Below are 12649 nucleotides of genomic sequence, written 5' to 3' on the forward strand. Positions count from 1 at the left end.
CGCATCCTCCCAGAATTCATGTCAGTGTGACGCGTTCAATACGCCGTCGAGCAGGCCCGGGTAGCGGGCGTCCAGATCCTCGCGGCGCAGGCTGGAGAGCCGTCGAGTGCCCTCGGCGCGCATGCTGATCACCCCGGCCTCGCGCAGGATCCGCAGGTGGTGCGTGCGCGTGGACTTGGTGACGGGCAGCGGCACCGCGCCACACGCGACGCCCTCGGGTGAGCGGGCGAGAGCCCGCACGAACAGCAGCCGCACCGGATCGCCGAGCGCCTGCAGGACCTGCTCGATGCGGATCTCCTCCCGTGCGGGCTGCGGGAGCACGGTGTGCTGCGCGACTGTGGGCGGCATACGGAAATAGTACGACGGCCATCGAAGTTCGACCACTATCGTAGTACGGTGCCCGTCGTACTAGTGGTCCAGGGAAGGCAATCGATGTCCGCACGCACCTACCTGCTCGCCGCCGGCGCGTTCGCCGTCGGCACGAGCGCCTACGTGGTTTCCGGCGTGCTGCCCGCCGTCAGCGCCGAGCTGGGCGTCTCGCTGACCGCCGCGGGCCAGCTCGCCACGGCGTTCGCACTCGCCTACGCCGTCAGCGCCCCGCTGCTCGCGACGCTCGCAGGCCGCTGGGAACGACGCACGCTGCTGCTCGCGGCACTGGGAGTCGCCGCGTTGGGCAACGCGCTCGCGGCCGTGGCGACGACCTACCCGCTGCTGCTCGTCGGCCGAATCGTGGCAGCGCTCGGGGCCGCCGCCTACACCCCGGCAGCCACGCTGTTCGCCACCGCACTGCACCCGCCCGAGCGCCGCGGCAGGGCCGTCGCCATCGTGTTCGGCGGATTGACCCTCGCGCTCGCCATCGGCGTGCCCGCAGGCACTCTCCTCGGCGGCGCCATCGGCTATCAGGGTGTGTTCGGGCTGGTCGCGGTCGTCTGCGTGCTCGTCGGGGTGGCCGTGCGGCTGCGCCTGCCGCGCATGGACGCGCCGCCGCCCGTGCCGCTTCGCGACCGGTTCGCCGTCGGCGCCGACCGCCGGGTGCTCACCGTGCTCGCGATCACCGTGTTCGGTGTGGTCGGCACGATGGTCGTCTACATCTACGTGACGCCGCTGCTGACCGCCACGACCGGGCTGGACGGCGCCACGATCGGCCTGCTCCTGCTGGTCTACGGCGTCGGCGCGATCCTCGGCAACAGCTGGGGCGGCCGCGCCGCCGACCGGTTCGGGAGCATCCCGACGCTGTTCGGCGTGCTGGCGGGCTTCGTCGTGATGATCGCGACGCTGCCGGTCACGGCCACCACCCTCGCAGGTGCCGCGATCGCGTTGTTCGTGTGGAGCGTCTTCACATGGTCGTTCAACCCGCCCGTGCAGTCGCTCCTCCTGGAGCTGGCGCCCGCCGGCGGGCTCGTCCTCTCGCTGAACGCCTCCGCGATCTACTTCGGCATCGGCATCGCAGGCGTCCTCGGCGGGGTGGTGATCGACACCGCGGGCGTGCTGGTGTTGCCGGAGGTCGGCGCTGCGCTCGGCCTGGTCGTGCTCGTCCTGCTCCTGAGCCTGCGGGGGAGCGTCCGGCGCGCGGCGCAGCCGGTCGCCGCCATCCCGGCCGATTAGGCCGTGTCCCGCGGATCGAGAAGTGGTAGCACCGCCGGAGCGGCGGCCAGGTCTGGGAAAGCGGCCTGACCGCCGCGTCGCGTCCGCGGCTACGGGCAGAGTTATTCAGGACCCTCCTAATCCGACGTCGTGACAGCCGCGGCGGCGGTCTTGATCAGCTCCGCGACCGCTTCCGGCCGGGACACGTAGACAGAGTGGCTGCCCGGGCTCTCGATCACCGTGGCACCGGCGCGCTCGGACATCGCCCGCTGTGCGGGCGGCGGGATCATCCGGTCGTCGGTGGCTACCAGGTACCAGCTCGGCTTGGAGCTCCAGGCGGGATCGGTCACCGAGCCGCTCAACGCCCCGACACCCCAGGGCACCTGGGAGTCGGCCATGAACTGCGCCTGTGCCGGGGGGAGATCGCCGGCGAAGGACGCGGCGAACTTGTCTCGATCCAGGAAGAGGCAGCCGTCGCGGGGCGGCAGGATCGGCGGCACCGGTGCGCCGGGCGGCGGGTCGGCGATGAGGGTGTTCACCGACTCCCCCTTGTCCGGGGCGAAGGCCGCGATGTAGACGATGGCGGCGACCCGCTCGTCGGTGCCGGCCTCTGTGACAACCACGCCGCCGTAGGAGTGCCCGACGAGGACGACGGGTCCGCCGAGGTCGTCGAGCACCTGCTTCGTGGCCGCGACGTCTCCTTCCAGGGACACGGTGGGGTTCTGGACGACCGCGACGCGGTAGCCGTCGGCGACGAGTAGCTCGTGCACGCCTTGCCAGCCGGAGCCGTCGACGAACCCGCCGTGCACCAGCACGACGCTCGGCAGTGTGGGGATGGACATGGTGGTGGAGGGTCCTTTCGACCGGTTGGGCCCCGCGCCGGCTGATGAAGCCACGCGGACGATCGGCGTCCACGATGCGGTTGACGGCGCTCCGTGTCCTGGACGACGGTGAACCGGAACCAGGACCACAGCGCACCCTGCAAGCCCCGCTCGGAGCACCTTGACGTCCCCCTGACGGTTCGCAGACTGCCGCCGGGAGGCCGCCATGCCGATCGTCCTGAACATCGACGCGATCGCCGCCGGCGACCGCGCGGAGGTTTGGCACGACTCCTGCGCCCGGACCTTCGTCGGTGTCGACGTCCGCCCGGCGCTGGACGAACCGATCGGAGGCCGCGTCCGCGCCTACGATCTGGGCGACCTGGTCGTCGGCGAGATTGATGCGTCAGGCCAGGGAATGGCCCGGACGCAGCAGCTCATCGACCGCACCGACGAGCAGTACCTCTTGCTCACGCTGCAGACGCGCGGGACGGGACGGGTCGCTCAGGGCGATCGGCGCACACTGCTGCGCCCGGGCGAGTGCGCCATTTTCGAGTCCCATCGGCCGTTCGAGCTGAACTTCGACGCCGCCTTCGATGTGTGGGTGTTCGGGTTCCCGCGACACCTCGTGCGGCTGGCCGAACACGAGCGCCGGCAGTTGGCGGCGCAGAGCGTGAGCTTCCGCACCGGTCTCGCCGGCGTGGCGAGCAGGGCACTACAGGATCTGGCCCTGCACAGCGAGGATCTCGCTGGTGAACCACCCGGCAGTGTCCTGTCGATGGCGAACGACCTCGTCGTCACGATGTTCGCCGAGCATCTGCCCAAGAACAGCGAGCGGGGCGGGGCGCTGCAGGCGACCATGCCGATGCGCGTCAAGCACTACATCGACCAGCGACTCGCCGACCCCGCCCTCGCACCTGGTGACGTGGCGGCCGCGTTCGGTATCTCGACTCGGTACCTGCACCGGCTGTTCGAGACCGAGCACGAGACCGTGGCGCAGTACATCAGGGATCGGAGGCTCGAGCGGTGCCGGCTCCAGCTGCTGGACCCGCGGCTCTCCGGACACACGATCTCGACGCTTGCCCACGGCTGCGGATTCGGTGACCTCAGCGGATTCAACCGTGCGTTCTGGGCGAAATACGGCATGACACCTCGGCAGCTTCGCATGCCGTCCCCTGGACACGGCCAGAACCGGGCAGGATGCCCCCATGCCCGAACTCCTGGACGACACCGCGGTCGCACGGGCCCTTGAGGACCTGCCCGGGTGGCAGCGCGACGGTGACGCGATCGTGCGCACCGCCAAGCTGCCCTCGTTCCCCGCGGCGATCGGTGTGGTGGACCGGGTCGCGGAGATCGCGGAGGAGCGCGACCACCACCCGGACATCGACATCCGCTGGCGCACCCTGACCTTCCGGTGCTCGACGCACTCGGCCGGCGGGATCACGGCCCTCGACGTCGCGCTCGCCGCGTCGATCTCCGAGCAGATCGACGCGGCCGGCACCCGCGAGGCGTCGGTGTAGCGCCCCGCGAGGGTCTTGATGGTGGCCGCCGGGAGTTCGGTGGCGAGACGAAATGATCCACAGCCATCGCTTGGCGTCGAGTTGGAGATCACGGGTGGACAACCCGGCTTCGCTCCCGACGAAGGACACGGGCCGGTGAACCAGGGCACGCGCCGGATCGCGCTGCTGGCTGCGGCGCTGGCGCTCGGGCTGACCGCCTGCGGCGGCCCCGAGCAGAAGCCCGGGGTCGGCGGGGTGTCCCAGGTCCCCGACGCCCGCGCGCTCCCGCCCGCCGGTGGCTCGTCCGGGTCGGCTGCGGACGGCGGCTCCGCGTCGGAGTCGGAAGCGTCGGAGTCGGAAGAGGAAGGCAAGGGCGACCCGCGGAACGTCCCGGGCGTGGAGGTGGACGCCCGCGCAGGGACGTTCCCCCTCCCCGCCGCGCAGCCGGTCACCTGCCCGGACGGCGGTAACTCGGTGAGCGATGCCGCCGAGCTGATCGAGGTTCTCGCGGGCGCCGGGCCCGGGGACGTGATCAGGCTGGCCGACGGCCGATACGAGGGCACGTTCGTGGCAAGCACCTCCGGCACGCCCGACGCCCCCATCTGGCTCTGTGGCAGCCGGGACGCGGTGCTCGACGGCGGCGGGATCCGTGGCGGGTACGTGCTGCACCTCGACGGTGCCACCCACTGGCGCCTGGTCGGCTTCTCGGTGTCCAACGGGCAGAAGGGCGTGATGGCCGACGGGACCGTCGGCTCGGTGATCCAGGACCTGACGGTCAGCGGGATCGGCGACGAGGCCGTCCACCTGCGCCGCCACAGCACCGACAACCTGGTGATCGGCAACGAGATCAGCGACACCGGTAACCGCCGGGACAAGTTCGGTGAGGGCGTCTACATCGGCACCGCGGTGAGCAACTGGTGCACGATCACCGACTGCCTCCCCGACCGGAGCGACCGCAACGTGATCGCGCAGAACACGATCCAGGACACGACGTCGGAAGCCGTCGACATCAAGGAGGGCACCACCGGCGGGCTCCTGGTCGGCAACACCTTCGACGGGTCGGGGACGACGGCGGCGGACTCCTGGGTCGACGTCAAGGGGACCGCGTGGACCATCCGCGGCAACCGCGGCACCAACACGCCCCTTGACGGCTTCCAGACCCACCAGATCGAGGACCGGTGGGGCGAGCGAAACCTGTTCGAGCAGAACCGGACCACCAGCGGCGCCACGGCCGACAAGGATGGCGACCCCGGCTACGCCATCGCACTGCGCCCGGCCGGGGACAACGTGGTCGCGTGCGACAACGTCGCCACCGGCGGGATCCAACCGGCGAACGTCGACTGCCGGTGACCGGAGCGCTGGCCCATCAGGCGTCGCGGCGCAGCATTCGGTACGTGGTGAACCCGATGCCGATGGCCAGGTAGCAGAGGGCGCGGAGCGTGCTCTCGGCCATCCCGCCGAGCGGGAGCGGGTCGCGCAGGGCGTCCGCGCCTGCTGTCCAGCCGCTGGTGAGCAGGTAGGGCTGCAGCCATTCGAGGGTGGGGATGGCACCGAGCACGCCGAACACGATCAGCCCGCCCAGCACCGACGCCAGCACGACAAGCGGGTGCTCGGTGACCGACGAGATGGCCAGCGCGACCGCGCCGACCGCGGCGAGCTGCCCGATCGTCCACACCGCGACGAGCGCCACGCGCCCCAGCGCGTCCCCGAGGCCGACCGCGGTGCCGGAAAGCGTCACGAGCTGGCCTTCCGCGCCGCCGACCACGATGAGCCCGGCGATCACACCGACGACGGCGAGGGCGAGCGTCGCCAGCGTCGCCACGACGAGAACGCCGAACGCCTTCATCCCGACCAGCCGCAGCCGCCCGACCGGGGCGATGAGCAGGCCGCGCAGGGTGCCGTGCGCTGCCTCGCCCGCGATGGCGTCGGCCGCGGCCATGGAGACGGCGAGCGGCAGGAGGAGGGCGAGCGCGAGGGTCATCGCCGCGATCGGCAGCACGAGCCCGTTGCCCGCGACCGCCCCGATGAGCCCTGGCCCGTCGCCCGGCCCCTCGTCCGCGACGGCCACGCCGATCGAGATCAGCACGGGCACGAGCGCGAACACAGCGAGCATCACGAGCGTGCGCGGCCTGCGCAGCACCCAGCGCAGCTCGGCGCCGAGCAGGCGCCCGAGGGGGGCGCTGCGGGGCGGGGTGTCCGGCCCGGCGGTGAGAGCCGTGGCGGTCATGAGGGCTCCTCGGTCAGCCGGGCGAACAGTTCCTCGAGGTTGGCGCGGCTGCGCCGGGCCTCGTGCACGGCCACCCCGGCCCGCACCAGCGCCGCGATCACCTCGGGCGCAGGCGGCCCGTCGTCGCCGACGACCACCGCTTCCTCCTCGCCGGGCGCGCGCTCGGCCCGGTAGGCGGTGGCGCCCGCGGAGCGCAGGGTGCGCAGCGCGAGCTCGACGTCGGGGGTGGCGACGACGAGACCACCGGCGCCCGCGGCGAGCAGCGTGCTCAGCTCGCCCGCCGCGACGAGCGTCCCCGCCTGCAGCACAGCCACGTGCGTGCAGGTGGCCTCCACCTCGGCCAGCAGGTGCGACGAGACGATCACGGTCGCGCCGCCCGCGTGGAGCTCGGCGATGATCCGCCGGACGTCACGGGTGCCCGCCGGGTCGAGCCCGTTGGTCGGCTCGTCGAGCACGACGAGCCTGCGGGGCAGCAACAGCGCGGCGGCGAGGCCGAGCCGCTGCTTCATGCCGAGCGAGTAGCCGCGGTACCGCCGGTCGGCCGCATCGGCCAGGCCGACGCGTTCGAGCGCGGCGTCCACAGCTGCCGGGATCTCCCGGTTCGGGAGCATCGGCTCAGTGGCGGCGGTCCGGCGCAGGTTCTCGCGTCCGGAGAGGAACGGGTGGAAGCCGGGACCCTCCACGAGCGCGCCGACCTGCGGCAGGGCGAGTGCCGACTCCTCCGGCACCGCGTGCCCGAGGAGCTCGGCCGCGCCCGCGGTCGGCTGGGTGAGACCGAGCAGCATCCGGATCAGCGTGGTCTTGCCGGAGCCGTTGGGGCCGAGCATCCCGAGCACCGACCCGGCCGGGACGTCGAGGTCGATCCCGTCGACGGCGACCGTGCGGCCGAACACCTTGCGCAGCCCGATCGCGCGCGCCGCGACCGGTTGGACGGACACGGCGCCGGCCGAGGCCGACGCCGTGTCCAGAGATGACGTGCTGGTCACCGGGCCAGTGCCTCGGTGAGGACCTGCTCGGGCACGGCACCGGCGGCGACCCGGCCGTCGTCGGTGATGATCGCGTTCGCGACCGCGGTACTGATCAGCCTGCCGTTGCCCCACGGGCCGCTGACCGGCGTGCCGAGCGACGAGAGGTCGGGCGCCCCCTCGGGCGTGCTCGTCGTGTCTTGGGCGGGCTTCGACGCCACCACCACGGTGTCCCAGCCGTCGCCGACGATCGTCGGCGCAGCGCCCTCGTGCTGCTGAGCGTCCTCGGGCGCGCCGTCGGGGCGCTGGGCGTCCTGCACGGTGGCGCCGGGCGGCGGGGTGAAGGTGAAGAGCGACGGGTCCTGCGGCCCGAACGTCACATCGGTGAAGCCGAGCTGCAGCACCGGGTTGGTCGAGCCGTTGGCCAGCACGGTGAGCTGCAGCGGCACGCGGTGCTCCGCGTCGACGGCGACCCGGACCTCACGCAGCAGCGTGCGCTCGGAGGCGGCCGGGGCGAGCACGAGCTCGTACGCGGGACGCCCCGCCACCTCCGCCGTGCCGTCGACGCTGATGTCGCTGGTGGGCCGCAGCGCCGCGAGCGCCTCGGTGGCAGCGGCCGCCGGGTCGGCGTTCGCGGCGTCACGGCCGTCGCCTGTGTGCTGGCCCTCCGGCGCCTTCGTGACCGTTCGATCCTCCGAGTTCCACGCCCAGAACGTCGTGCCGTCGGACACGAGCGTGCGCTCCCCGCTGCCGGTCGGCAGCTGGACCCGGCCGCGGCCCGCGCCGTCGGACCAGAGCCGTGCGGAGCTCGTGCCGTTCGCGGCCTGCGGCATGCCCGGCAGCACCGGGAGGCCGAGCGCGTTGTCGAGCTCCACCGTGCCATCGAAAGCACCGGGGTCGGCGGCAAGCACCGAGCTGACCAGGTCCTCCGGCGTCACCGGCGGCAGCTCCGGCGCCGCTCCCGCCCCGCCGGGCGCCGCGAGCAGCCCCAGCCCCACTACCCCGGCCACCGCGATTCCCGCGGCGGCGATCCGTCCCGTCCGTGCCGTGCGCCCCGTTGCCATGGGTCTAGCGTGACCGATGTGTGCTGAGAGTGTTCTGAGGTGCGGTTCACAGCACCGCTCCCGGTACTGATGCGCGCTGCGCGAGCTACGCGCTACCGTCCGGCGAGATGGCACGCGTGCTGGTGGTGGACGACGAACCGGGCATCCGCACGGCCGTGACACGCGGGCTCACGGCCGAGGGGATGGAGGTCGTCGCGGTCGGCGACGGCCAGTCCGGCCTGGCCGCCGCACTCACCGGGACCTTTGACGCCGTGGTTCTCGACATCATCCTGCCCGGCCTGTCCGGCTACCGCGTGCTCGAACAGCTGCGCGCCGCAGGCGTGGACACCCCCGTGCTGCTGCTCTCGGCGAAGGACGGCGAGTTCGACCAGGCGGACGGGCTCGACCTCGGCGCCGACGGCTACCTCGTCAAGCCGTTCGCGTTCGTCGTGCTCGTGGCGCAGCTCCGCGCGATGCTGCGCCGCCGCGACGCGGCGCTCGGCCGCACGGGCCAGCGGGTGCGGCTCGGGCCGCTCCTCGTCGACCCCGTGGCCAGGGCCGTGAGCTGGGAGGGCGAGGCGGTCGAGCTGTCGCCGCGCGAGTTCGCGCTGCTGCACGCCCTCGCGACCCGTCCCAACACCGCCGTTGCGAAGGGTGAGCTGCTCCGCCTGGTGTGGGGCGACGAGCAGGCCGCCAGCCGCAACGTCGTCGAGGTCTACGTCGGGTACGTGCGCCGCAAACTCGACGTCGTGGGCGCCGGGCACGTCCTCAAGACCGTTCGCGGCTACGGCTACATCGTCGAGGCGCCGTGAACGAGCCCGCGGGCGCACCACCGGCGCGCGGGCCACGACAGCAGGGGCGGCTGCGGCGCTGGTGGGCCGGGCGGTCGCTGCGGTTACGGATCACGCTGGTCGTCGGGGTCGTCGCGCTGGCGGCACTGCTCGCCCTGAGCCGGCTGGGCGTCCAGCTGCTCTACGGCACGATGCTCGACGCCGCCGACGCCCAGCTGCGCAGCCAGGCCCAGACGGTGGCCGCGCAGCTGGCGTCCGGCACACCTCCGAACGACGTCCGCGGCCCCGAGATCCGGGTCGTCGACACGGCCGGTACCCCCGTCGACGGCGGCCCCCCGCTGCCGCTGCCGCCCCGGCAGGTACGAGAGCTCGCCGCGGGCGAGGCGATCATCGCCGGGCACTTCGCGGAGCTGCGGCGCTGGCTCGCCGTGCCCGTCGTGATCCCGAACGGCACCACGCGGCTCGTCGTCACCACGGCCGACATCGTCGGTGGGGCGATGCTGCTCGCGCACGCGGCCGTCGGGTTCGTCGTCGGGGCGCTGGTCGTGGCGGCGGTTGTGGTGCTCGCGGCGTGGCTCGCCACCAGGGCCGCGCTGCGGCCGGTCGACCGGATGCGCACGGCGGCGTCCGCGCTGCCGCCCGGCGAGCGGCTACCGGTGCCCCAGCCCCGCGACGAGCTGCGCGCCCTCGCCGAGGAGATCAATCTCCTGCTCGCCCGCCGGGACGAGGCCGTGGCCAGGCTGGAGCGCTTCACCGGCGACGCCGCGCACGAGCTCCGCTCGCCGGTCGCCGCGATCCGGGCCCAGGCCGAGGTGGCCGTCGCGCACCCCGATCCGGAACTCGCCGAGGAGACGTTGCGCGAGGTCGCCGAGGAGGCCACGCGGCTGTCGGTGATGCTCTCCGACCTCCTCGCGCTCGCCCGAGCCGACGCCGGGCAGCGGCCGCCACCGCACCCCGTTGACCTGGTCGCCGCGGCCGGGGCCGCGATCTCGCGCGCCGGCACGGGGCTGGACGGGCCCGTGCTGGAGCTGATCGCGCCGGCCCCGGCGCAGGTGGGCGCGAGCCCGTCGGAGGTCGCGCTGGTGCTGGACAACCTGATCGCCAACGCCCGCCGCTACGCCAGGTCGCTCGTGCGGATCAGCGTGCTGCCGGCGGGACGTTCGGTGCGGCTGCTCGTCGAGGACGACGGCCCGGGCATCCCGGCGGCCGACCGGCGGCGGGTGTTCGACCGGTTCGTGCGGCTCTCACCGGAGGCCCGCGGCGGTGCCGGGCTCGGGTTGGCGCTCGTCGCGGCGCTGGTGCGGGGCCGCGGCGGCACCGTGACGGCCGGCGCGACCCCGACGGGGGGCGCGCGGATCGAGGTGCGCTGGTTGGCGACCCGCTGAGCCCGGGTCTCGGCCTCAGAGGTACGGGTTCGGGGCCGAGGTCTGGCTCTGCTCCGCTTCCGGCGCCTTGGACGGTTCCGGGACGCTGCCCGGCTCGGCCTCGACGGCCTTGTCTCCGGGCTGAGAGGTCCAGTCGCCCGGCGGGAAGCGCATCGGCTGTGGCCGCGAGGTCTCGTACATCGAGTGCTCAGCGGGAACCGCGTGCTGGGAGGTGTCCGCGGGCGGGACGGCGGTCATGGGCTGGGTTTGCGCAGGTGCGGTGGGGTGCGTCGGCTGCGGGGGCTCGGGGGACTGCGGAAGCTCGGGGGACAGTGGGGACAGTGGGGACAGTGGGGACAGTGGGGACAGTGGGGACAGTGGGGACAGCGGGGACAGCGGGGACTGAGGCGACTGGGCGGGGGCGTGGCGGGCCTGCTCGGCAGGAGCGACCAGGGACAGGTGGGGCGGGGTGTGCCGCTGGCCCGAGGTGGTGCGCGGCGTGTCGTCCGGCTTTTGCGGCGTGGCTGCCGGCTCCTGGGCGGTGGACGCCGCGTGCGGGTCGGGCAGCGCGCGGTCGAGAAGCTTGCGGCTCGTCTCGAGCTGCGACGCGAGCCGTTCGCGCAGCGAATGCAGATCGTCGACCTTGCGCTGGGCGTCGTCGACCGTGCGGCGCACCGCCTCGCGGGCGTCGGCGAGCACCGATCGGGCCTGTTCGTCAGCGTCGTCGATGACGCGACGGGCGCTGCGGAGGGCCTCGGTCTGCAGCCGGGCGAGCTGGGCCATCGCTTCGCGGCACCGCAGCGTGAGGACCTGGCGGAACTCCTCGTCGGCCTCGGCCCGCCGCGCGGCGGCCGCCGCGTCGAGCCGGGTCCGCTCCTCGGCAGCCAGCCAGCGCATCCGTTCGAGCTCCTGCTCGTTCTGCGGGCCGCGCCACTCGGCCTCGTCGGTCTGGGGGGCGCCGGTCCCGGCCTCCGACCCGACCGAGGCGATGATCTCCGCGGCGTGCGCGGCGGCCTGCGCGGCCGCGGTGGCCCGCATGCCGCCGAACTCGTCCCGGGCCAGGCGCAGCATCACCTGGAGCCGGTCGTTCATGCTCGCCACACTGTCCGCTGGGCCGGACAGCGCCCGCAGCTCCTCCCGTAGCCGCTCGATCTCCGTGCGCGCGGCGTCGAGCTCGCTGCGGGTGGAGTCGAGGTGCTGGCCGAGCTGCGTGGCCTGCTCCACCGCGGCGGCGCGGTCGGCGGCGAGGATCGTGGTCTCAGCACTGATTTGGTTCAGATGCTCGGAGACCTGATCGGGGTCGTAGCCACGCCGCACCACCGCGAAGGAAGGAGCGGCGATCGGCGCCTGTGCGACAACGGCCATGGCGATCACGGTACGAGCGCGACGGGCCACAGGCGGTAGCGCATTTCACATTTCACCTGGTCGTGGCCGTTCTGGGGTGACCTACGGGGGCGTCGCGGCGCGGACGCTGACACGATCGGTGTGTGCCCGTCCTGCGGTCGACCGTGCTCATCGACGCCCCGCCACGCACCGTCGCGGGGCTGCTCCGCGACTCCGCTACGGCCGAGGAGGCCATACAGTGGGTAGGGCACAGGTTCGCGGCGAGCAGCCGGCTCCTGCGTCCTGGTGACGAGGTCCGCATCGGCACGCGGGTCGTGCCCGGCATCCGCGTGCCGATCCGCACCCGGATCAGCGCGGTGTCCGTGGATGGCATGGCGTCGGTGCTCGTCGGCGGGCCGCTCCCCGAGCTGACCCACACGATGCGGCTCACCCCCACCCCGGCCGGCACCCTCCTGCTCGACGAGGTGCGCTGGCGGGCGCCGCTCGGGGCGCTCGGCCGCGTGGCGGACGTGGTGCTGCTGCGGCGGCTCGTGCTGCGCATGCTCGCGGCCCGCTCCGAGGTGCTCGTCGAGCGGGCGGCCGAGGTGCTGCGCCAGCCCGTGATCGTCGCTGCCGCGGTGGTTCGCGACGGAGAGGTGCTCGCCGCCCAGCGCACCCGGCCGCCCGATCTCGCCGGGCGGTGGGAGCTGCCGGGCGGGCGGGTGGAGTCGGGGGAGTCGGAGCCGGACGCGGTCGCGCGAGAGCTGCGTGAGGAGCTGGGGGCCGAGGTCGCGGTGCAGGAACGCCTGGGCACCGACCTCCCGCTCGACGGCGCGCTGCTGCGCGTCCACATCGCGCGCCTGCTGCCGGGCGGCCCGGAGCCGCGCCCGCTGGAGCACGCCGCGCTGCGGTGGGTCGGCCCGGCTGAGGTGCCCGAGGTCGACTGGGTGCCCGCCGACCGGGCAGCCGCGGCCGACCTGGTCGCGCTGCTGCGCGCGGACCCACCGGCGCGTGAGCTGGACGCGACCGGCTGAT

13 protein-coding genes are annotated in these 12649 nt (G+C 73.6%); 7 read left to right on the top strand and 6 right to left on the bottom strand.

Going from position 1 to position 12649, the window contains the following annotated elements:
* Positions 1-21 precede the first annotated feature (21 nt).
* Entirely contained in the window at positions 22-348 is a 327-nt protein-coding gene (locus tag ABD143_RS31485; RefSeq protein WP_343985228.1) for an ArsR/SmtB family transcription factor, read from the bottom strand.
* 84 nt (positions 349-432) lie between these two features.
* On the opposite strand from ABD143_RS31485, the gene ABD143_RS31490 reads away from it, so the two are divergent.
* The gene (locus ABD143_RS31490) at positions 433-1605 is read left to right on the top strand and encodes an MFS transporter (RefSeq protein ID WP_343985230.1); all 1173 of its coding nucleotides are present in this window, start codon (positions 433-435) and stop codon (positions 1603-1605) included.
* Positions 1606-1721: 116 nt separating this feature from the next.
* Here the strand turns inward: ABD143_RS31490 and ABD143_RS31495 are convergent, their stop codons facing one another.
* The gene (locus ABD143_RS31495) at positions 1722-2426 is read right to left on the bottom strand and encodes an alpha/beta fold hydrolase (RefSeq protein WP_343985232.1); all 705 of its coding nucleotides are present in this window, start codon (positions 2424-2426) and stop codon (positions 1722-1724) included.
* Between the two features lie 205 nt (positions 2427-2631).
* Between ABD143_RS31495 and ABD143_RS31500 the strand changes: the two genes are divergently transcribed.
* The 3 genes from ABD143_RS31500 to ABD143_RS31510 all read left to right on the top strand — a co-directional run bounded on the left by ABD143_RS31500 (position 2632) and on the right by ABD143_RS31510 (position 5251).
* Complete coding sequence (locus tag ABD143_RS31500) at positions 2632-3654, top strand: AraC-like ligand-binding domain-containing protein (protein WP_343985234.1); 1023 nt, start codon at positions 2632-2634, stop codon at positions 3652-3654.
* Positions 3611-3922, top strand: coding sequence for a 4a-hydroxytetrahydrobiopterin dehydratase (locus ABD143_RS31505; RefSeq protein WP_343985236.1), 312 nt, complete (start codon positions 3611-3613; stop codon positions 3920-3922). The genes ABD143_RS31500 and ABD143_RS31505 overlap by 44 nt, the downstream gene beginning before the upstream one ends.
* 135 nt (positions 3923-4057) lie before the next feature.
* Positions 4058-5251, top strand: coding sequence for a right-handed parallel beta-helix repeat-containing protein (locus ABD143_RS31510; RefSeq protein WP_343985238.1), 1194 nt, complete (start codon positions 4058-4060; stop codon positions 5249-5251).
* 16 nt (positions 5252-5267) lie between these two features.
* Here the strand turns inward: ABD143_RS31510 and ABD143_RS31515 are convergent, their stop codons facing one another.
* From ABD143_RS31515 to ABD143_RS31525, 3 genes are read right to left on the bottom strand one after another with little or no spacing between them, the layout of a single operon-like run.
* Positions 5268-6128 carry an ABC transporter permease subunit gene (locus tag ABD143_RS31515; RefSeq protein WP_343985240.1) on the bottom strand — a complete coding sequence of 287 codons (861 nt, stop codon included), beginning with the start codon at positions 6126-6128 and terminating at the stop codon, positions 5268-5270.
* Positions 6125-7114 carry an ABC transporter ATP-binding protein gene (locus tag ABD143_RS31520; RefSeq protein ID WP_343985242.1) on the bottom strand — a complete coding sequence of 330 codons (990 nt, stop codon included), beginning with the start codon at positions 7112-7114 and terminating at the stop codon, positions 6125-6127. Before ABD143_RS31520 ends, ABD143_RS31515 begins: the two co-directional genes overlap by 4 nt.
* Positions 7111-8157, bottom strand: coding sequence for a LolA family protein (locus ABD143_RS31525; RefSeq protein ID WP_343985245.1), 1047 nt, complete (start codon positions 8155-8157; stop codon positions 7111-7113). The genes ABD143_RS31520 and ABD143_RS31525 overlap by 4 nt, the downstream gene beginning before the upstream one ends.
* 107 nt (positions 8158-8264) lie before the next feature.
* Here ABD143_RS31525 and ABD143_RS31530 point away from each other — a divergent pair, with 107 nt between their 5' ends.
* Positions 8265-8948, top strand: a complete 684-nt coding sequence (locus ABD143_RS31530) for a response regulator transcription factor (RefSeq protein WP_343985247.1) — start codon at positions 8265-8267, stop codon at positions 8946-8948.
* A complete protein-coding gene (locus ABD143_RS31535) occupies positions 8945-10312 on the top strand; it encodes a sensor histidine kinase (protein ID WP_343985249.1) in 1368 nt (455 codons plus the stop codon). The genes ABD143_RS31530 and ABD143_RS31535 overlap by 4 nt, the downstream gene beginning before the upstream one ends.
* Before the next feature lie 15 nt (positions 10313-10327).
* Here ABD143_RS31535 and ABD143_RS31540 read toward each other — a convergent pair whose 3' ends face one another.
* Positions 10328-11656: a hypothetical protein gene (locus tag ABD143_RS31540; protein ID WP_343985251.1), complete on the bottom strand. Its 1329-nt coding sequence runs from the start codon at positions 11654-11656 to the stop codon at positions 10328-10330.
* Positions 11657-11778: 122 nt separating this feature from the next.
* Between ABD143_RS31540 and ABD143_RS31545 the strand changes: the two genes are divergently transcribed.
* The gene (locus tag ABD143_RS31545; protein WP_343985253.1) at positions 11779-12648 is read left to right on the top strand and encodes an NUDIX domain-containing protein; all 870 of its coding nucleotides are present in this window, start codon (positions 11779-11781) and stop codon (positions 12646-12648) included.
* Position 12649: the final 1 nt, after the last annotated feature.

This window comes from Pseudonocardia aurantiaca (genome assembly GCF_039526725.1).
Lineage (GTDB): Bacteria > Actinomycetota > Actinomycetes > Mycobacteriales > Pseudonocardiaceae > Pseudonocardia > Pseudonocardia aurantiaca.